Below are 20,872 nucleotides of genomic sequence, written 5' to 3'. Positions count from 1 at the left end.
CAAAGCGCAGATCATACAAGATTCTATGCCACCGCCATCTGCCGCTTCCGACGGCTCGCGACCATCAGGAAACTCAACAGCGCCACCAGCGGCATCGCGCTGCCCAGCGCCATGATCGCCAGCCAGCCGCCTTGCTCATACAACACGCTGGCCAGGGCCGAGCCAGTAGCGCCGCCGATGAAAATGCTGGTCATGTACAAGGCATTCAGGCGCCCGCGGCTGGCTGCATCAAGGGCGTAGACGGAACGCTGCCCGAGCACCATGTTCATCTGCACCGCGAAGTCCAGCAACACGCCGGTCACCGCCAGGCCGATCACGCTATAGGCCGGATGAATCAGCGCCGGGGCAAAGCTCAGGGTTGCCAGCAACATCGCCAGCCAGGACGCCCGGTGTGTATGCCCGGCATCCGCCAGCCGACCCGCCATCGGCGCGGCGATGGCCCCCATCGCTCCGACCAGGGCAAACAAGGCGATCTGCGACTGCGACAAGCCATGGACCCGCGACAGCTCCAGGGGCACGGCGGTCCAGAACAGGCTGAAGGTGGCGAACATCAGGCCCTGGTACCAGGCGCGCTGACGCAGCACCGGTTGGTCGCGAAAGAGTTTCCCCAGCGACCCCAGCAGTTGCCCGTAGGTGGCGCTGTGGTTGGGCTGGCGCTTGGGCATGGTGGTGAGGATCACCAGCATGATGAACAGCATCAGCACGGCGGCGGCGATAAACACCGTGCGCCAGCCGAAGTGGTCGGCGATCACGCTGGACAGCGGCCGCGCCAGCAGGATACCCAGCAGCAGGCCGCCCATGATCCCGCCCACCACGCGCCCGCGTGATTCTTCAGGGGCCAGGTGCGCGGCCAGGGGAATCAGGATCTGCACCGATACCGAACTGAAGCCGATCAGCAGCGACACCACCAGGAACACACCGGGCTGGCGGGCCAGGCCGGCGGCCACCAGGCTGATCACAGCGATCAGCGCGGTGCCGATCATCAGCTTGCGGTTTTCCAGCAGATCACCCAGCGGCACCAGGAAAAACAGGCCCAGGGCGTAGCCGATCTGGGTCAGGGACACGATCAGGCTGGCGCTGTGGGCGGAAATACCGAGGTCCGGAGCGATGAGCTCGATGATCGGCTGGGCGTAGTAGATGTTGGCCACAATGGCGCCACAGCAGAAGGCGAACAACATCACCAGGGCTCGGGTCATCACGGGGGCGGGGTGGTTATTCATCGGCGAAGGCTCTGGAACGGACGGAAAGCGAGTCTAGACATTGGCGGGCGGCGGTGTAAGAGGGTCACAGGCATAGTCGATATCAGCCATGTTGATTATTCGACGGCTATCAAGGGGAGTTGTTCGAAGATGTAACAACTTGCTCGCGGTCTTGCCTTCGATTTTATAAATCCCATTTTTAATCAATGACTTGCCCTTTAAGTCCGCGCATCTGCGGATTTTCCCAAGAGATTGCGATGTTACTGAACACTTGTTTAGTATCGACCGCAACGCTTCACCTCACGCTCAAAAACAATAAGACGAGGGCCCTTCATGACCTCCCACCCGACACTGCTTCACGCGGTCGAGGCCGGCATCGCCCGGATCACCCTCAACCGTCCCGAGCAACGCAATGCGCTGGACATTCCCACCCTCAAGGCACTGATCGACCTGCTGGAACGCTTCGAAGCCGACCCAGCGGTGCGGGTGCTGGTGCTGACCGGCAGCGGCCGCAGCTTCTGCGCCGGCGCGGACCTGGCGGAATGGGCTGATGCCGAACGCCGTGGAATCCTCGAAAGCTATGGCTGGACCGAAACTGCCCACCTCCTGATGAATCGCCTGTACAACTTCGCCAAACCGACCATCGCCGCCATCAACGGCACGTCGGTGGGGGCCGGGATGGACCTGACCCTGTGCTGCGATTTCCGCCTGGCCGCGCAATCGGCGCGCTTCAAGGCCGGCTATACCAGCATGGCTTATTCGCCGGACGCCGGGGCCAGTTGGCACTTGCCACGCCTGATCGGTAGCGAGCAGGCCAAGCGCCTGTTGTTCCTCGACGAACTCTGGGGCGCCGACCGCGCCCTGGCCACCGGCCTGGTAAGCGAAGTCTGCGCCGATGAGCAGCTGGCATCCGCCGCCACCGAGCTGGCCGCCCGACTGGCGTCAGGCCCGACCTTCGCCTTTGCCCAGAGCAAAGTGCTGATCCGCGACGGCGCCCAGCGCAGCCTGGCCGAACAGCTCCAGGCCGAACAGGCCGCCGGCCTGCTCTGCGGTCGCAGCCGCGATGGTGCCGAGGCACTCCAGGCCGCGGTGGAAAAACGCGCCCCTCATTTTATCGGCCAGTAACCGAACAGCAGGTACCCCATGAATTTCCAACTGACCCAAGAGCAGGACATGCTGGTGGACGCCGTTCGCAGCTTTGTCGAGAAAGAACTGCTGCCCCATGAGGACGCCGTTGACCGCGCCGACGCGGTGTCGCCGGAACTGGCCGCACAGATTCGCGCCAAGGCCATCGCGGCTGGCTTCTATGCCTTCAACATGCCGGAAGAAGTCGGTGGCGGTGGCCTCGACTACCTGTCCCAGGCGCTGATCGAGCGTGAGCTGTCAAAAGTGTCCTGGGCGCTGCATGTGTTTGTCGCGCGCCCGTCGAAGATCCTGATGGCCTGCACCGGGGTGCAGATCGAGGACTACTTGTTGCCCTGTGTGCGCGGTGAAAAGGTCGACTGTTTCGCCCTGACCGAGCCCGGCGCCGGCTCCGATGCCAATGCGATCAAGACCCGTGCGGTGCGCGATGGCGATGATTTCGTCCTCAATGGCAGCAAGCATTTCATCAGCCATGCCGGGCACGCGGACTTCGCCATCGTCTTCGCGGTGACCGACACCTACGAACACAATGGCCGCCAGCGCAACGCCGTGACCTCGTTCCTGGTGGATCGCGACACTCCCGGCATGACCATCCGCCGTGGCCCGAGATGCGTCAGCAACCGCGGTTATCACACCAGCGAAATCTTCTTCGACGACTGCCGAGTCCCGGCGGCCAAGGTGCTGGGCGAGATCGGCAAGGGCTGGGACGTCGCCAATGCCTGGCTGACCGCCGGGCGGGTGATGGTCGCGGCCAACTGTGTCGGCCAGGCCCAGCGGGCGTTGGATGTGGCGTTGCAATGGTCGGCCGATCGCAAGCAATTCGGCCAGGCCATTGGTACCTACCAGGGCATCTCTTTCAAGCTGGCGGACATGGCCACGGAAATCCGCGCCGCCGAACTGATGACCCTGCACACCGCCTGGAAAATGGACCAGGGCACCATGACCGACGGTGAGGCCGGTATGGCCAAGCTGTTCGCCAGCGAAGTACTGGGCCGCGCCGCCGACGAAGCGGTGCAGATTTTTGGCGGCATGGGCCTGATGGACGAAGGGCCGGTGGAGCGGATCTGGCGCAATGCGCGGATCGAGCGGATCTGGGAAGGCACCTCGGAAATCCAGCGCCATATCATTTCTCGCGAACTGCTGCGGCCGCTGCTGCGCTGATCGGACCAGGAGAGCACTATGTCCATCAGAGACAACCTCAAGCGCCTGCTTGCGCCGCGTCACCTGGCCTTCGTGGGTGGGCGCAGCATGGCGCGGGCGTTCAAGCGCTGTGCCGACGGCGGTTTCCCGGGCCAGATGTGGTTGGTCAATCCGCAGCATGCCGAACTCGACGGGATTCCCTGCGTGGCGTCGGTTGCGCAGTTGCCCTGTGGACCGGACGCGGTGTTTATCGCCACCAACCGCGAACTGACCCTGGCCTGTGTCGCCGAGCTGGCGGCCAAGGGCGCGGGCGGGGCGATCTGCTATGCCTCCGGCTTTGCCGAAACCGGCGAAGCGGGGCAGGCCCTGCAGGAACAATTGCTGCAGGCGGCGGGCGAGATGGCGCTGCTCGGGCCCAACTGTTATGGCTTGCTCGACTATCTGCACAATGTTGCCCTGTGGCCGGTGGCCCACGGCGGCAAGGCGGTGGAGAAGGGCGTGGCGGTGCTGACCCAGAGCGGCAACTTCGCCTACAACCTGTCCATGAGCGACCGCTCCTTGCCCCTGGCCTATATGGCTTCGGTGGGCAATCAGGCGCAGTTGGGCGTGGCCGAATTGATGGACGTGCTGCTCGACGAGCCACGGGTCACCGCCATCGGCCTGCACCTGGAAGGGTTGAAGAATGTCCAGGGTTTTGCCCGGGCGGCGTACAAGGCGCTGGAGAAAGGTATTCCGGTGATCGCCCTGAAAACCGGGGTGTCGCAGATCGGTGCCGAGCTGGCCCTCAGTCACACCAGCTCCCTGGCCGGTTCCGATGCGCTGTACGACAGCCTGTTCGCGCGTCTCGGGGTGATTCGGGTCAGTGGCCCGGTGAGTTTTGTCGAAACCCTCAAGGCGGCGGCCTGCGGTCATTTGCCGGCGGGTCCGAGCCTGACCGGGCTGGCCTGCTCCGGCGGTGATGCGGGGCTGATCGCCGACTACGCCGAGCGTAATGGCCTGACCTTGTCCGCCCTGGACGAAGGCCAGCGCGGCGAACTGGCGCAGGTGTTGCCCAGCTACGCCAACCTGGTCAATCCGCTGGATTTCACCACGGCGATCTGGGGCGACCGTGACGCCCTGGCAAAGATGCTCGAAACGGCCTTGCGTACCCCGTCCGATGCCGCCTTGCTGGTGCTCGATTATCCGGCGCAGTTTACCGGCGAGCGCAAGGAATGCGATCTCCTGCTGGAGCTGTATTGCGAGTGCCTGGAGCGGCATGGCAAGAGCGGTTTCGTTGCCTCGGCCTTTCCCGAGTTATTGCCGGCCCATGCCCGCGAACGTCTGCACGCCCACGGCGTACCGGCGTTGCAAGGGGTGGAAGACGGGCTGGCGGCCTGGGGCCGGATCGCCCATTACCGCCAGCGGCGCGAGGCCTTGTTGTATGGCGGTGAGGCGGCGTTGTTGCCGGTATGCCCGGATGCTGTGCTGGGTAGCGGACGGCTGCTGGATGAGTGGCAGTCCAAGCAAGCCTTGCGGCCCTTCGGCCTGCCGTTGCCCGAGGGTCGGTTGTGTCGGCCGGAGCAGGCGTTGGTCGAGGCCCGCAGCCTGGGTTACCCGCTGGTGCTCAAGGTGGTCAGTGCCGATTTGCCGCACAAGACCGAGGCCGGTGGTGTCGCCCTTAACCTCAAGGACGAGGTGGCATTGCAGGCGGCGCTTGAAACCATGCGCGGCAACTTGGCCCGACAGGTGCCGGGGCTCGTTTTCGATCAGGTGTTGCTGGAACGCATGGCGTCGGCGCCTTTGGCGGAGTTGATCGTCGGTGTCAAGCGTGAGGCCGGCTTCGGCCTGGCGCTGGTGATCGGCGCCGGGGGGATTCTGGTGGAGTTGCTCAAGGACAGCTGCAGCCTGCTGCTGCCGACCACCGACCAGGCCATTCACCAGGCGTTGCTGGGCTTGCGTTGCGCACCGCTGTTGACCGGCTTTCGCGGTGGCCCCGCGGTGGATATGCCGGACCTGGTCAAGGCGATTCGCGCGGTGGCGGATTACGCCTGCGAGAACGCCGGGCCATTGCTGGAACTGGATGTGAATCCGCTGCTGGTCAACGCCGAGGGCGCGGTGGCGGTGGATGCGTTGATTCGTCTGGCTTGAGGCTTTGGGCGATCTTGCGGGCCTCTTCGCGGGCAAGCCCTGCTCCTACAGTACGGCGTCTTCCGCGGAATTTGCGTACGACACAAACCTGTAGGAGCAGGGCTTGCCCGCGAAGGGGGGCTCGAGACCGACAAAAATGATCGTGCTCACCCGAATGATCCCGGCGATCCGAAGGACCGTGACCATCCGAAGGAACGGGGATTTACCGTAATACAACATCAGCAAACGAACCCTTTTCCCGCAACGTAACAGGGGCAATTCGATGAGCGATAATAACAACAAGATTCCTCAGTTTTCCCACGGCCTTTCACTGGAGCGCCGCGACTTCCTCAAGCTCGGCGCTGTGGCCGGGCTGGCCGGCGCTGCCGCTTCCATGGGCTTCCCGCTCAGCGCCTGGGCCGCCGACGCCACGCCAAAACCCGGCGGCACCCTGCGCCTGGGGCTGGCCGGCGGCAGCACCTCCGACTCCTATGATCCCGGTTCCTGGAGCGACACCTTCACCTTCGTCGGCTTCTCGGCGATCTACAACACCCTGGTGGAAATCGCCGTGGACGGTTCCGCCATCCCGGAGCTGGCCGAAAGCTGGGAATCCTCGCCGGATGCCAGGATCTGGACCTTCAAACTGCGCCCAGGGGTGCAATTCCACAACGGCAAGCCTCTTGCCGTCGAAGATGTGATCGCCTCGATCCAGCATCACCTCGGTGAGAAATCCACCTCCGCGGCCAAGACCGTGCTCGGTGAAGTGGTCGCGGTACGCGCCGCCGGCAACGACAGCGTGGCCTTCGAACTGCATTCGGGCAATGCCGACTTCCCCTATGTGGTCGCCGACTATCACCTGGTGATCATGCCCGCCAAGGACGGCCTGGCCGACTGGCGCGCCGGCGTCGGCACCAGCGGTTATCGCCTCAAGTCCTTCGAGCCCGGCGTGCGCATGGCCCTGGAGCGCAACCCCGGTTATTGGAAAACCGGTCGCGCGCATTTCGACGCGGCGGAACTGCTGGCCATCTCCGACGGCGCGGCACGGGTCAACGCACTGATCACCGGGCAGGTCGATGTGATCAACAAGGTCGACTTGAAGACCGTCGGCCTGCTCAAGCGCAACCCGAACATGGTCATCGAGGAAACCAAGGGCGCCCAGCAGTACACCTTCCCGATGCTCTGCGACAGCGATGCGTTCAAGAACAACGATATCCGTATGGCGATGAAACACGGTATCGACCGTGAAGTGCTGCTCTCCTCGGTGCTCAAGGGCTATGGCGCGGTGGGCAACGACCATCCGATCCAGCCCGGCAGCCGCTTCCTCAATACCCAACTGCCACAGCGCAAATACGACCCCGACCAGGCTAGGTTCTACCTGCGCAAGGCCGGGGTGGATTCGCTCAAGGTCCGTCTGCAAGCCAGCGATGCGGCGTATTCCGGGGCGGTGGACGCGTCGGTGCTGTTCAAGGAACAGGCCAGGGCGGGCGGCATCGATATCGATGTGGTACGCGAGCCGGCGGACGGATTCTTCTCCAATGTCTGGAACAAACAGCCATTCACCACCTCGTTCTGGTACAGCAGCCTGACCGCCGACCGCATGTTCAGCATCGGTTACGCCAAGGGTGCGGCGTGGAACGAGTCCCATTGGGACAACCCGCGCTTCAACGTCCTGCTCAACCAGGCCCGGGGCGAACTCAACGACCCGTTGCGGCGCGAGATGTACAACGAAATGCAGGCGATCTGCCGTGACGATTGCGGCGCGATCATCCCGTTGTTCGCCAGCTCCGTGGCGGCGCGCTCGACCCGTGTAGCCCACGGCGGGCTCACCGCACCCTATGGCGAACTGGACGGCCTGCGGTTGATCGAGCGCTGGTGGCAGGCCTGAGGCGGGAGCGCGAGATGAACAGTATTCTGAAACTGCTCTCCCAGCGCCTGGCGCTGGGGCTGCTGTCGTTGTTCGCGGTGTCGGTGATCATCTTCCTGGCGGTGGGGTTGCTGCCGGGGGATATCGCCCAGGCCATGCTCGGGCAGTCGGCAACCCCTGAGACCCTGGCGGCGTTCCGCACCCAACTGGGCCTGGACCAACCGCCATTCTGGCGTTTCGTGCATTGGGTCGGGCATCTCCTGCGGGGCGACCTGGGCACTTCGCTGGCCAACCAGCGGCCCATCGCCGAACTGGTCGGCGGTCGCCTGGGCAACACCCTGTGCCTGGCCGGCCTGGCGGCGCTGGTGTCGGTGCCTCTGGCGCTGTTGCTGGGGATGCTCGCCGCGCTGTACCGCAATTCGTGGTTCGACCGGCTGCTCAATAGCGTGGCCCTGAGTGCGGTGTCGTTCCCCGAGTTCTTCGTCGCCTACCTGCTGATCCTGCTGTTCTCGGTCAAGCTGGGCTGGTTGCCGAGCCTGTCGAACCTGCCGCCGGATGCCTCCTTCGGCATGCTCCTGGAGCGCTCGGTGCTACCGGTAGCGACCCTGAGCCTGGTGGTGGTCGCGCAGATGATGCGCATGACCCGCGCCGCGCTGATCAACCTGCTGGCCAGCCCCTATATCGAAATGGCCCGGCTCAAGGGTATCAGCCAGGGCCGGATCATCTTTCGCCATGCCTTGCCCAATGCCCTGGCCCCCATCGTCAACGTGGTCGCGCTGAACCTGGCGTACCTGGTGGTGGGCGTGGTGGTGGTCGAAGTGGTGTTCGTCTATCCGGGGCTGGGGCAGTTGCTGGTGGACTCGGTGGCCAAGCGCGATATCCCGGTGGTCCAGGCCTGCAGCCTGATCTTCGCCGCGACCTATATCGTGCTCAACACCCTGGCCGACGTGCTGTCCATCGCCAGCAACCCACGCCTGATGCATCCGAAGGGGTAGCCCATGAAATCCGTGTTCAAAGATCTGATCCTCGCGCCCTGGAGTGCGAAATTCGGGTTCTGCGTGATTGTCCTGTATGTCGCGGTGGCGCTATTGGCCCCGCACCTGGCGCCTTATGGAGAAACCCAGGTGGTCGGCGATGGCTTCGCCGCCTGGGGCGCGCAGTTCCCGCTGGGCACCGACAACCTCGGGCGCGACATGCTCAGCCGCCTGCTCTATGGCGCGCGCAATACCGTGGGCATTGCTTTTCTCACCACCGCGCTGGCGTTCCTGGTGGGCGGCCTGGCCGGCCTGATCGCGGCGCTCAAGGGCGGTTGGGTCGACATGGGCCTGTCGCGGCTGGTGGATATCCTTATGGCGATTCCGCAACTGATCTTCGCCTTGCTGATCCTCAGCGTGGTGGGCACCACCGCGACCTCGCTGGTGCTGGTGATCGCGCTGCTGGATTCGACCCGGGTATTCCGCCTGGCGCGGGCGGTGGCGATGAACGTGGTGGTCCAGGACTTTGTCGAGGCGGCCCGGCTGCGGGGCGAGGGCACGCTCTGGCTGGTGACCCGGGAGATCCTGCCCAACGCCGCGGCGCCGCTGATCGCCGAGTTCGGCCTGCGCTTCTGCTTCGTCTTCCTGTTTATCAGTGCGCTGTCGTTTCTCGGCCTGGGCATCCAGCCGCCGACCGCCGACTGGGGCAGCATGGTGCGCGACAACGCGGTGCTGATCACCTTCGGCGACCTCACGCCCTTGCTCCCGGCACTGGCGGTGGCGTTGCTCACGGTAGGGGTCAATTTTGTCGTCGACTGGATGCTCTATCGCTCCAGCGGGCTGAAGGAATGTTGAGCATGAACGAAGCGAACCCGAGTTTGTTGCAGATCCGCGACCTGCATATCGAAGGGCACTACGACGATGCCTGGCATCCATTGGTGCAGGGCATCGACCTGAGCCTGGCCCGGGGCGAAGTGCTGGGCCTGATCGGTGAATCCGGTGCGGGTAAGTCGACCCTGGGCCTGGCCGCCATGGGCTACACCCGCGACGGTTGCCGGATCACCGGCGGCTCGATTCATTTCGACGGCCAGGACCTGCGCCAGTGTTCCGCCGAGGCCCTGCGTAAACTGCGTGGCCTGCGCATCGCCTATGTGGCGCAGAGCGCGGCGGCCTCGTTCAACCCGGCGCAACGGCTGATCGACCAGCATGTGGAAACCGCGGTGATCAATGGCGGGATGAAGCGCACCGAGGCCGAGGCCCAGGCGGTGGAACTGTACCGGGTGTTGCGCCTGCCGAACCCGGAAAGCATCGGCCGGCGTTATCCGCACCAGGTCTCCGGCGGTCAGTTGCAACGGGCGATGACCGCCATGGCCATGGCCTGCCAGCCGGACCTGATCATCTTCGACGAGCCGACCACGGCCCTCGACGTCACCACCCAGATCGAAGTGCTGGCGGCGATTCGCGATGCGGTGAAGCGCTTCGGCATGGCGGCGATTTACATCACCCACGACCTGGCGGTGGTCTCGCAGATGGCCGACCGGATCATGGTGCTGCGCCATGGCAAGTTGGTGGAGGAGGCGGCGACCCGGCAGATGCTCCAGGCACCGACCGAGGACTACACCAAGTCGCTGTGGGCGGTGCGTTGTTTCCGCACCGACCCCAAGGGCCGGCCAGAGCAGGGCGGGCCGTTGCTCGAAGTGCGCAATGCCTCGGCCAGCTACAGCCAGCAGCCGGTGCTGCACGATGTCTCGATGCGTCTCTATCGGGGCCAGACCCTGGCGGTGATCGGTGAGTCGGGCAGCGGCAAGAGCACCACGGCACGGCTGATTACCGGCCTGTTGCAACCGAGCAGCGGGCAGGTGTTGTTCGACGCTGAAGTGTTGCCGGCTGATTATCGCCACCGTAGCAAGGCGCAATTGCGCAGTATCCAGATGATCTACCAGATCCCCGACACGGCCCTCAATCCGCGCCAGCGCATCGTCGACATTATCGGCCGGCCGCTGGCGTTCTACCTCGGGCTCAAGGGCAAGGCCCTGCGCCAGCGGGTGGCCGAGTTGCTGGAGATGATCGAGCTCGACCCGGGAAAGTTCATGGAGCGGCTGCCGTCGGAGCTGTCCGGCGGGCAGAAGCAGCGGGTCTGCATCGCCCGGGCCCTGGCTGCGGAGCCGCAGGTGATCATTTGCGATGAGGTGACTTCGGCGTTGGACCAATTGGTGGCCGAGGGCATCCTCAAGTTGCTGGATCGGGTGCAGCGGCAGTTGGGCGTGTCCTACCTGTTTATCACCCACGATGTGGCGACGGTGCGGGCGATTGCCGATGAAGTGGTGGTGATGCAGCGCGGGAAGGTGGTCGACGCCGGCTCGCGGGACGTGATCTTCACGCCGCCACACCGCGACTACACCGGCCTGCTGTTTTCCTCGGAGCCGGAGATGGACCCGGATTGGTTGGACCGGATTCTCCAGCAACGGGCCAGCGCCTGACCGACACTATTCTTCAGAACACCACTGTCCTGTAGGAGCAGGGCTTGCCCGCGAAGCTTTTAGCGATATCGAGGGCCCCTTCGCGGCGGTGCGACGTCCCGACAAGCCCTGCTCCTACAGGGTTATTTGACTTCAGAATCGTATAAGGACCCTTGATGAACGTACTGATCATCCACGCCCACCCCGAACCGCAATCCTTCACCGCCGCTCTACGTGATCAGGCCGTCGAGACCCTGCAAGCCCAAGGCCACAGCGTCCAGGTATCCGACCTCTACGCCATGCACTGGAACCCGGTGGCCAGCGCCGCGGACTTCTCCGACCGGGACAACCCCGACTACCTGGTCTACGCCCTGGAACAACGCCTCGGCGTCAAGACCCAAAGCCTGGCACCGGACATCCAGGAAGAACTCGACAAACTGCTCTGGGCCGACCTGCTGATCCTCAACTTCCCGATCTACTGGTTCTCCGTGCCGGCCATTCTCAAGGGCTGGATCGACCGCGTGCTGGTCTCCGGCGTCTGCTACGGCGGCAAGCGCTTCTACGACCAGGGCGGCCTGGCGGGCAAGAAGGCGCTGGTCACCGTCACCCTCGGCGGCCGTGAACACATGTTCGGCGAAGGCGCGATCCATGGCCCGCTGGAAGACATGCTGCGCCCCTTGCTACGTGGCACCCTGGCCTATGTCGGTCTCGAGGTGCTGCCACCCTTCGTGGCCTGGCATGTGCCCTATATCAGTGCCGAGGCTCGCGAGCAATTCCTGGTCGGTTACCATGAGCGCCTGGAAAATCTCGAACAGGACAGTCCCCTGGTCTTCCCGCGCTTGTCACAGTTCGACGAGGCGCTGTATCCCATCCGCTGACCGCACGCTGTACAGTCAGCCATCGACGTTGAAGAGGGCAGGAGCACTATGGCCGAGGAAACGCGTTTTCTGCGTATGGACCCTGAATTGCGCAAGGCCAATCTGGTGGCGGCGACTTTACGCTGCCTGAAGAAGTACGGCTTTGTCGGCACCTCGATCCGCAAGATCTGCGCCGAGGCCGGGGTGTCGGTGGGCTTGATCAGCCATCACTACTCCGGCAAGGACGAACTGGTGGCCGATGCCTACCTGCATATCACCGGGCAAGTCATGAGCCTGCTGCGCGAGTCGGTGGCGAAGGCGGGCAGCGGCGCCCGCCGGCACTTGTCGGCGTTTTTCGAGGCGTCGTTTTCCGAAGGCATGCTCGACCCCGAACTGCTCGAAGCCTGGCTGGCGTTCTGGGGCGCGGTGAAAACCGCCGAGGCGATCAACCGCGCCCACGATCACTCCTATGGCGAGTACCGCACCATCATGGGCAAGGCCCTGACCCTGCTGGCCGAAGAGGAAGGCTGGAGCGGTTTCGACAGCGGCCTGGCGGCCATCGGCCTGAGTGCCTTGCTCGATGGCTTGTGGTTGGAATGCGGGCTCAACCCCAGCACCTTCACCCCGGCCCAGGGCGTACAGATCTGCGAAGCCTGGGTCGATGGCCTGCAAATGGGCGGCTACCGACGTTTCATCTCCTAGGCTTTCATGGCTTATTGATCAACTGTTCAGTTAGCGCTACAGTGCATCGCAAATTCCTACCGCTTCGCATAATTCCAAGAATCGGCCGCTCGCGGCACGAACAGGAGCCAGGTAATGACGGTGATGCCGCGCGTGCTGATCGTCGAGGACGATCCGCTGATCCGTGAACAGCTGGAGGCGTGTCTGACCCAGGATGGGTATGAAGTCCATTGCGTCGAGTCCGCTGAGCAGGCCGAGGCCTGTCTGAGCCGCTTCCCGGTGGCGCTGGTCTTGCTTGATGTGCAGTTGCCGGGTTCGGACAGCCTGCACCTGACCCGCCAATGGCGTGGGCGCTCTGAGGTCGGGATCATCCTGATCGGTGGGCGCGACGACGATGCCGAGCGGATCACCGCCCTGGAATGTGGTGCCGACGACTACCTGGATACGCCCCTGAATCCCCGCGAGCTGGTTTCCCGCGCCCGCAACCTGACGCGCCGGGTGTGTCACCTGCAACCGGCCACGCCAACGCTGCCCAGCCCGCGCCTCGAACATTTCGCCGACTGGACCCTGGACGCCGACCGCCGTCGCCTGAAAGCCTGCGACGGCAGTGAAACCCTGCTCAGCCACGGCGAGTTCCAGTTGCTCAACGTGTTTATGCGCAACAGCGGTCACACACTGAGCCGCGACCAGTTGATGGAGCAACTGCGCAACCGTGAATGGCTACCCAGCGACCGCTCCATCGATGTCCTGGTCGGGCGCCTGCGGCGCAAGCTCCATGACAACCCGGCCGCGCCGGAACTGATCATGACCATCCATGGGGCGGGCTACCTGTTTACCGCCCGGACCTCAAGGGCTGCTTGAATCAGACACTGGTGGATTCGACCAGACGCGTCAGCCCCACCTCATGGACCAGTGCCTGGGTCAGTTCGTCGATGCTGGCGAACAGCCGCGCCTCGTTGAATCCCCAGCGCGGATGAACGATATAGAACTTGCCGGTGCCCCTGTCGGTTCGGATGACCGTCGTGACCAGGGATCGATCCTTGGAGCGATTGATCAGTACAGGTCCTTGCGGGGAAGTTTCGACCGTGAACATACCCGCGCGACTGAGCTGCGGATGGGTGTCGAGCCTGGGCTGGCGCAGGTAGGTGACGCTGTTGAGCTCGACCACCTGCCTCATATTGCCTTGCCTGAGTCCCCATATCAGGTCGTCGATGCTTCTGTATTTGATTCCTCGGATGTTGAGGTTTATAGGGGCCTCGAGATGAAATACATCGTGTGAGCTGCCGGCAGGCCGACTCCGTGTCACTGGCTGTTCCGTCGTGATCAACTGGCGGCCAGGGTGCTGGGGATCGACCGGCCGGTAGACGAGCGTGTACTGATCGCCGCTTTGTTCGATCAGGAAATCCCCTTGCTTGACCAGCAGCCCCCTGTGAGGTTTGCTGATTTGTGGCAACGCTTGGGGCGCCACGTTCACTTCCAGCTTCGCATCGGCCTGGACGAACTGAATATCACGTGCATATTGGCCTTGGGTGAACTCTCCCGGATCACGCAGGACGCGCAACGGCAAGGGTTGTCCGCCGACATCGACGGTCCGCAGGTTGGCCGCCCCCAACAGGTCGGCCAGGCCCGTCTCGCCGTTTACGCCGCTGGCATGTGAATCCTGGCTCAGGGCAATCCAGCGATGGGGGCCTTGCTGCAGTTGGTCCGCATTGATCACTTGGCGGGCATAGTATTTCAGGGCCCTGGCCCGGTCCGGGCTGTAGTTGCGCAGGCCTTGGCGGTAACTGGCGGCGCAGTCGATCGCCTGGACGCGAATGCCGTTGGCATGTGCGCTGCTAATCACCTCATGCAAGGCATGGGGGCCGTTCGGGTCGATGTGATGTTCGATATCTTGCCGTCTCAGGGTGTCCCTCAGGCGTTGGGACATGACGCCGCTACGATGGAAGTTGTTGAGGTGAACCTGATCGAAGTCCGTCAGGAGGTTTTCCAGGTACAGGGTCTTGACCTGGTGTTCCGTGGCAAGCGACTGCATGTTGTCGATCAGGAGCTGGCGGCCGCTCCTTGACTGGTAGGCTGCGCCGAGGACAATACCGTTCCCGTTCCGGTAGCCACGTTCGAACAGTTGTGTCGCCAGCGCGGCGTCCAGAAGGTCGGGCGCCAGTGTCTTGGCCACGGGGGGCGGGTTTTCGACGAAGAAACTTCGGGCGTCTTCAAGCATCCGTTTTGAGAGTGAGTACACGTGAGGGGCGGCCTGGCGCTCCAGTGCGGAAGGAGCCGGAGAGACCCAAGCGGGATCAAGGGCTCTGCTGGTGGTGCGAATCAGCTCCTCGAGCGTGTTCCGGTAGGTGGCCGGGATTTCATAACGTGCGGCACCGACCTTCTCGGGTGCGCCGCCCAACAGGCGATTCCTGGGCAAGGCCTGCCAATGGCTGCCAACCTTTATGAGCTCGATGTCTTCCGCCCATTGGTGTTCCTTGAGCACGTAGCGCTTGCCGTCCCGGGAGCCGGTGCGGTACCACTTGCCCTCCAGTTTCACGTACTGGTCCATGCGTGCCGTGCGGTCGACGAACAGTCCGTCACGCATATAGTTCAGTTCCGGCGGTGTACGGATTTCATAGTCCTTGAGGTCCGCGGCCAGGGACCTGAGGGATGACGCCGTCGAAGGCTCCGCGGTCAGCAGCGATTGCCGGCTGCCGTCCAGGCTGACCCGGCTGGTCTTGACCAGGCGGGAAACTTTCTCGCCGGGAAGTGGCCGTATCTGCCGCAACGCGGGTTTGATCAGTTGCAGCGGGAAGGGCGCCACGGCATCAAGGAGCGTCTGGATCAGCGCCTCCTCGGCTTCCTGATGATGACCCAGGGCAAGTGCCTGGCCGAAGTTGGCCAGGCCGTACAGGCCACGCAACAGGTAGACCGGCAGGCTGAGATGCAAGGAGGCGCCGCCGAGGACGAACTCCAGGGCGAAGCGCGATCCCACATTGATCCAGTACCAGAGGGTGTCACGGCCCACCCGTTGGTTGCTGGCCGCGAAGTATTCCACGCTGTGGATCAGATGCTTGGCCCTGGCCTCGTACAGCGTGCTGAACAGGTCGCCTTCGATGGGAAGGTAACGGACCAGCGGGAATTGCCGCGTGAACAACCGGGCCGGATCCCACTGTTCGTTGCGGGCGGCCCGGGCGATGCAGTAGTCCTTCCAGTCTTGCTGGCGCAGCAAGGCCTTGATTGCCGCGGCATCCGCCAGCTCGCGCCAGGCTTTGCCATCGGGGCCTTGCGGCGTGTAGAGCAGCAGGCTGCCAGCGGGGGCATCGGTGCTGATGACCAGTACCTCGTCGATGCTCATGCCGTTGTGTGCCTGCTCCGTGCCGCCGAGCATCAGGTAGTTGGCCTGGACCTTGTAGCCGTCCAGCAGCGGGCGGCGCTGTGCCGACGGGTATTTGAGCAGGTGTTCGATACGTCGGTAGCCACGCTCCAGGGCGCTGTCCTTGGGATCGAGAAAATCTCCGCTCAGACGTGCGACATAGGCCTGCAGCTTCATCCGTGCCCGTTGCCCTTCGAGCCAGGTCGCGCGCAACGCCGCCTGGCCCGGGCCGAGCAGTTTCTGTTCGAGCAACGTCTTGTACTGGCCAGGCGCGTCCACGGCACTGACGATAGCCTGTACCTGCTTGTCCGACAGGCTGAGTGTGGACCCGTTCGGGTTGTTGATCTGGGCCTTGAAACTGACCGTTTCGCCCAGGCGCACGCCCTTGATGTTTTCCAGTGCCAGGGCCGTCAACGACAGCGTGCGGGGAGGGCGTAGCCGATCGATCGGCGGCTGGCTTTGCCAGGCCGGGCTCAGGTGGTGGGTGATGCGAGTGACATGCACGACGATGTTGTCAGGGTCGGCCAGGACCTGGGGATAGTGCTGTTGCAGATGGGTCTTGAGCAGACCGGCCGCGTAGGCCTTGAGGGCCGGCAGGTCGCTGAGCGAAGCGGGCACCGGGTTGTCTTCCAGGGTTGGTCGCCACAAGGTGGCGAGCTGGGCCTGTTCGTCCGGGCTGATGCTGTTGATTCGGCTCAACAGGTCGCTGAACATCAGGTCGCGATTGCGTCGCCTGAGGACCGGGACGATATCCAGCAATCTGACCAGGCTGATGGAACCGTCCACTTGCCGGGCGAACTCGTTGACGTCGCTGTACAGGCCTGGAGCACCTCTGGCGAAACGCCAGGTGTCGGTGAAGTCCTCTTTCTGCTTGGCGAGCAGTCCGTCCACCAGGAGCTGGAAGGGATCGCCTTCTTCGAGCTGGTAGTTGAACAGTGCGCCGCGCTCGGCAGCGCTCGCGGGACGCCAGGTGCGCTGGCGCTGCGGCAGCAGATCGAGCAGCGATTCACGTTCGATATCGTCATCGAGGCGCTGGGTCAGGTTCTTCTTCAGTGCCTGCAACGACGCGAACTGCTCCAGGCCATGGCCGATCTGATAGAGCAATGCCGGTAGTTTGTAAGTGTCCTCGTCGGGACTGCGGGTGATGATCAGGCAGCCTTGCAGAATCAGGCCTTGCGGTTGCAGGGCGATCCGATAGACATGCACCGGTCCGCCCAGGGGGAAATGTTTCAGGCGTTGCTTATGGGTCGGGTGGTCCAGCACCCGTTCCAGGTCCTGCCGGTTGCTTTTATCCAGGTTCAGATCCAGTTCGCGCAACTGTGCTTCCAGGCGGATCTGGGTCTGCAGGTTTTCCCGCAGCAGCGTCGCGGCGCTGGCCCAGAAACTGTCGACGTTTTCGCTGAAGCGCGTGTCGAAGCCAAGGCCCGCATCCTCGAGGTTTTTTTTCAAGCGTCCGAGGTCCAGGCCGCTCAGTTGTTCTTCGTCGTAGGCGGCGGTGGCGCTGGCGTAGAAGCCGCTCGTGGCCGGGTCGAACGTCTGGTCATTGCCGGCCAGGTACTGGGTAAAGACCTCCGTCAGCGTGTGTGACTGCCTGACACCGCGATAGCGTACCTGCTCGCCGCGTTCACCGCTGTCCGACAGGGGCCAGTACAGGGTTTCCTCATAGGTGTTGAGGAAGATCGCATCGGGATCCTTCGAGGCCGCCTGGGGGAAGTCACGTGCCAGTTGCCGGGCCAGGAGCAGGGCGGCGAACCAGCGGAAATTAGGCTGTTGGCGCGCCAGCAACAGGGTCCGCTCATTGGTGGCGGCCAGGGCATCGAAGGCTTCCCGCTGGCTCTGGGCCAGTTGGTCGGGGGCGGCGAAGCCGGTGGGGGAGTCCTTCAGGTAGCCGTTGCCGTTGGAAAGACGTTGCGATGGTTCCATGGGGGAAAGCTCCAGCAAGGCGCGTAGATGGGCGCGTGAAAGAGGAGGGTGTTGGCGCAGCAGGCGCAGGATGGCCTCGCGGTCCGTCAGACCGAGCGGGTTGCGCAGGCTGTCGGGCAGGGTCGCCAGGACCGCGGGCAGGTCGGGCTGTGGTTCTTGCAGGGCATTCAGGGTGAAGCGGTCATGACGGCGCAGGAGGGTGTGGACCTGTTGGGCCTGCAGGTCACCGATGCTGGCCAGCAAGGTGCCGTCCGGCGTCTGCTCGCGCAGTTCCAGGCGCACACCGCTCGACGGCCAGTTCGGCAGGGTGGCCAGGGTGTACAGCATCAGCCGCTGAGTATCGTCGTTGCGCTGCCGGCTCTGCAGAAAGAGCCCTTCATAGGCCTGGCTCAGGCGTTCCTCCTGTAGATACCAGTGGGCGTCGAGCAGTTGACGCTCGCTCAGTTCGCCCTCGGACAGTTGCATCGACTGCAGCTCATGCTCGGTCGAATTGGCGAGCAGTTCATGGGCCGCCGCCTGGGAGAGCAGGGGGATTCGGGTTCGCAGCAGATTCACCAGCGGATCACGGGATTGCTGCCTGAAGGCCAGGAGGTTGTCGAACAGGTCCTTTCGGCGAGAGGACAGTAGACGGACAGCCCTGCGCTTGAGCTCCCACAACTGGGCATCGAGGGTTAAGCATCGTGTGCCCAGCCATTCGGACTTCTGTGCCGTGCTCATGGTTTGCAGAACGCTGCTCCACAGCGTGCCATCGAGCACCTGCGCCCGGCTGACCCGCACCCTCGGCAGGCCGGACGACAGGTCAGGGCCGTACTCGGCGGCTGTCGAATCCCCGGCGGGATCGTATATCTGCAGCACACTTGTCGTTGGCCAGATCAGCTCCAGGCCGAGCAGTTGCAACTGCCAGTACAGGGCCTTCACCCCGGATGCTGGGGCGGCGTCATGGCTCAGCCCGTCGATGAAGTCCTGTATCTCCTGCTCCAGCTCGAAGCGCAGGCGGGCGTCGAGCAGCAGCGCCGGCACCTGTCGGGATTCGGCGTAGACGGTACGCAAAGCGGGGGTGTCGATACCGCTGACCAGGCGAATGCGGCGGGCGGTCTCGGCGGGCAGGTCGCTGAGGAAATGCTTGATGGCCTGTTCCAGTGAAACCGAGGCGGGGGCGCTTGCGGGGGGATCGGCCGAAGTGATCAGAGGGGTCATGCTGAGCATCCTTGTCGTTGCGTGATGGCCGTTATTCAACGCGCAAGCCGAAGGCATGAGGTGGTAATTAATGCTGAGGACAGGGATGTTCAAAGATGTAACAGGTCTGCGTCGAGAGACACCAGATATGGATTTATTGTTTTTAAAAACAATAAGTTGGGTTGATCGTGTGGCTTTTTTTCGAGTGCCTCAAAAGGATTGTCACGCTATTGAACAAGTGTTTAATATCGTCGGGCGGTCCCCTATCACTCCACAACAACAAGACGAGGGCTAGCATGAGCTCCCAATCGACCCTGCAAGCTTCTTCCACCACGCTCACCGGCGGCCAGGCCCTGGTGCGCCTGCTGGCCCATTATGGTGTCGACACGGTGTTCGGTATTCCCGGCGTGCACACCCTGGAGCTGTATCGCGGCCTGCCCGGCAGCGGCATCCGCCATGTGCTGACCCGCCATGAGCAGGGCGCCGGTTTCATGGCCGACGGCTATGCCCGGGTCAGTGGCAAGCCCGGCGTCTGCTTTATCATCACCGGCCCTGGCGTGACCAACGCCGCGACCGCCATCGGCCAGGCCTACGCCGACTCGATTGCGCTGCTGGTGATTTCCAGCGTCAACCACACCGCTAGCCTGGGCAAGGGCTGGGGTTGCCTGCACGAGACCCAGGACCAGCGGGCGATCACCGCGCCTATCACCGCATTTTCGGCGGTGGCCCTGAGCACCGACGACCTGCCGGAACTGATCGCCCGTGCCTTTGCCGTGTTCGACAGCGAGCGGCCACGGCCGGTGCATATTTCGGTGCCTCTGGATGTGCTGGCCGGGCCGATCAGCCGTGACTGGAGTGGCGAGGTAGTGCGTCGTCCCGGACGTGGGTTGCCGAGTGTGCAAGCCCTGGAAGAGGCTGCCCGACGGCTGCAACAGGCCAAGCGCCCGATGATTATCGCGGGGGGAGGTGCGCTGGCCGCCGGGGCCGAGTTGCAGGCCTTGAGCGAACGCCTGGCCGCGCCGCTGTTCACCAGTGTTGCCGGCAAAGGTCTGTTGGCGCCGGATGCGCCGTTGAATGCCGGTTCCAGCCTGTGTGTCGAACCCGGCTGGGCGCTGATCGCGCAGGCCGATGTGGTGCTCGCGGTCGGCACCGAAATGGCCGATACCGATTATTGGCGTGAACGCCTGCCGTTGAGCGGCGAGTTGATCCGGGTCGATATCGACTCGCGCAAATTCAACGACTTCTATCCCTGCGCCGTGGCGTTGCGGGGGGATGCACAGCAGACCCTCGCTGATTTACTGGAACGTCTGCCGGTGCAGGCCCGGGACTCCCATGAGTCGGTCAAGGCAGTGGCGGCATTGCGGGTGGCTTTGCGCGCTGGCCACGGTCCGTTACAGACGATCCATCAGCGGATTCTCGACCGTATTGCGGCGGCGATGCCGGCTGACACCGTTATCAGCAGCGATATGACCCAGTTGGCTTATACGGGCAATTACGCCTTTGCCAGCCGGGCCCCGCGCAGTTGGTTGCATCCCACTGGCTACGGCACCCTGGGTTATGGCTTGCCGGCGGGGATCGGGGCCAAGTTTGGTGCCCCGCAACGGCCAGGTTTGGTGCTGGTGGGGGACGGCGGTTTTCTCTACACGGTCCAGGAGCTGGCGACGGCTGTCGAGGAGTTGGACAGCCCGTTGGTGGTGCTGCTGTGGAACAACGATGCCCTTGGGCAGATTCGCGATGACATGCTCAGCCTGGATATCGAGCCGGTGGGGGTGTTGCCGCGTAACCCGGATTTTGCCCTGCTGGCCCGGGCGTTTGGTTGCCGTGTGTGTGAACCGCAGAGCCTGGATGAGTTGGAGCGCGATCTGCGGACGGGGTTTGGCCATGCGGGGGTGACCCTGATTGAGCTGAAGCACGCCTGCGCCCGTTGAAGCTGTTTTGTCTGGGCTGACGTCTTCGCGGGCAAGCCCTGCTCCTACAGTTCGGAGTCGGTCCCGG

General features: G+C 63.7%; 13 protein-coding genes. 11 read left to right on the top strand and 2 right to left on the bottom strand.

Translation table 11 applies throughout. The features are described 5' to 3' along the window. Nucleotides 1-23: 23 nt before the first annotated feature. Entirely contained in the window at nt 24-1,220 is a 1,197-nt protein-coding gene (locus HX830_RS02330; RefSeq protein ID WP_152739575.1) for an MFS transporter, read from the bottom strand. A 312-nt stretch (nt 1,221-1,532) separates the two neighbouring features. Here HX830_RS02330 and HX830_RS02325 point away from each other — a divergent pair, with 312 nt between their 5' ends. The 10 genes from HX830_RS02325 (at nt 1,533) to HX830_RS02280 (ending at nt 13,284) form a co-directional block, all read left to right on the top strand. Continuing rightward, nucleotides 1,533-2,324 (top strand): enoyl-CoA hydratase/isomerase family protein, encoded by a 792-nt coding sequence (locus HX830_RS02325; RefSeq protein WP_103498738.1) that lies wholly within the window; start codon nt 1,533-1,535, stop codon nt 2,322-2,324. An 18-nt stretch (nt 2,325-2,342) separates the two neighbouring features. Further along, nucleotides 2,343-3,503, top strand: coding sequence for an acyl-CoA dehydrogenase family protein (locus tag HX830_RS02320; protein ID WP_177098845.1), 1,161 nt, complete (start codon nt 2,343-2,345; stop codon nt 3,501-3,503). 18 nt (nt 3,504-3,521) lie between these two features. Further along, nucleotides 3,522-5,609, top strand: coding sequence for an acetate--CoA ligase family protein (locus HX830_RS02315; protein WP_177098844.1), 2,088 nt, complete (start codon nt 3,522-3,524; stop codon nt 5,607-5,609). A 262-nt stretch (nt 5,610-5,871) separates the two neighbouring features. Next, nucleotides 5,872-7,473 (top strand): ABC transporter substrate-binding protein, encoded by a 1,602-nt coding sequence (locus HX830_RS02310; protein WP_177098843.1) that lies wholly within the window; start codon nt 5,872-5,874, stop codon nt 7,471-7,473. Nucleotides 7,474-7,487: 14 nt separating this feature from the next. Beyond that, on the top strand, nt 7,488-8,447 hold the full coding sequence (locus tag HX830_RS02305) for an ABC transporter permease (RefSeq protein ID WP_103498734.1): 960 nt from the start codon (nt 7,488-7,490) through the stop codon (nt 8,445-8,447). A 3-nt stretch (nt 8,448-8,450) separates the two neighbouring features. After that, complete coding sequence (locus HX830_RS02300) at nt 8,451-9,281, top strand: ABC transporter permease (RefSeq protein ID WP_152739570.1); 831 nt, start codon at nt 8,451-8,453, stop codon at nt 9,279-9,281. A gap of 2 nt (nt 9,282-9,283) precedes the next feature. Continuing rightward, on the top strand, nt 9,284-10,906 hold the full coding sequence (locus tag HX830_RS02295; RefSeq protein ID WP_371317465.1) for an ABC transporter ATP-binding protein: 1,623 nt from the start codon (nt 9,284-9,286) through the stop codon (nt 10,904-10,906). Nucleotides 10,907-11,061: 155 nt separating this feature from the next. Beyond that, nucleotides 11,062-11,763 carry an NAD(P)H-dependent oxidoreductase gene (locus tag HX830_RS02290; RefSeq protein WP_177098841.1) on the top strand — a complete coding sequence of 234 codons (702 nt, stop codon included), beginning with the start codon at nt 11,062-11,064 and terminating at the stop codon, nt 11,761-11,763. 48 nt (nt 11,764-11,811) lie between these two features. Next, nucleotides 11,812-12,444, top strand: a complete 633-nt coding sequence (locus HX830_RS02285) for a TetR family transcriptional regulator C-terminal domain-containing protein (RefSeq protein ID WP_100943607.1) — start codon at nt 11,812-11,814, stop codon at nt 12,442-12,444. Nucleotides 12,445-12,564: 120 nt separating this feature from the next. Beyond that, nucleotides 12,565-13,284, top strand: coding sequence for a winged helix-turn-helix domain-containing protein (locus HX830_RS02280; protein ID WP_177098896.1), 720 nt, complete (start codon nt 12,565-12,567; stop codon nt 13,282-13,284). A 1-nt stretch (nt 13,285) separates the two neighbouring features. On the opposite strand, the gene HX830_RS02275 is transcribed toward HX830_RS02280, so the two are convergent. Further along, complete coding sequence (locus HX830_RS02275) at nt 13,286-18,898, bottom strand: membrane-targeted effector domain-containing toxin (protein WP_177098840.1); 5,613 nt, start codon at nt 18,896-18,898, stop codon at nt 13,286-13,288. Nucleotides 18,899-19,173: 275 nt separating this feature from the next. Between HX830_RS02275 and HX830_RS02270 the strand changes: the two genes are divergently transcribed. Continuing rightward, nucleotides 19,174-20,805, top strand: a complete 1,632-nt coding sequence (locus tag HX830_RS02270) for a 5-guanidino-2-oxopentanoate decarboxylase (protein ID WP_177098839.1) — start codon at nt 19,174-19,176, stop codon at nt 20,803-20,805. The last annotated feature ends 67 nt before the right edge of the window (nt 20,806-20,872 follow it).

The sequence above is a fragment of the Pseudomonas gingeri genome (genome assembly GCF_013385425.1).
GTDB classification, from domain to species: domain Bacteria; phylum Pseudomonadota; class Gammaproteobacteria; order Pseudomonadales; family Pseudomonadaceae; genus Aquipseudomonas; species Aquipseudomonas gingeri_D.
This window is presented reverse-complemented; position numbering and strand designations above follow the sequence as displayed.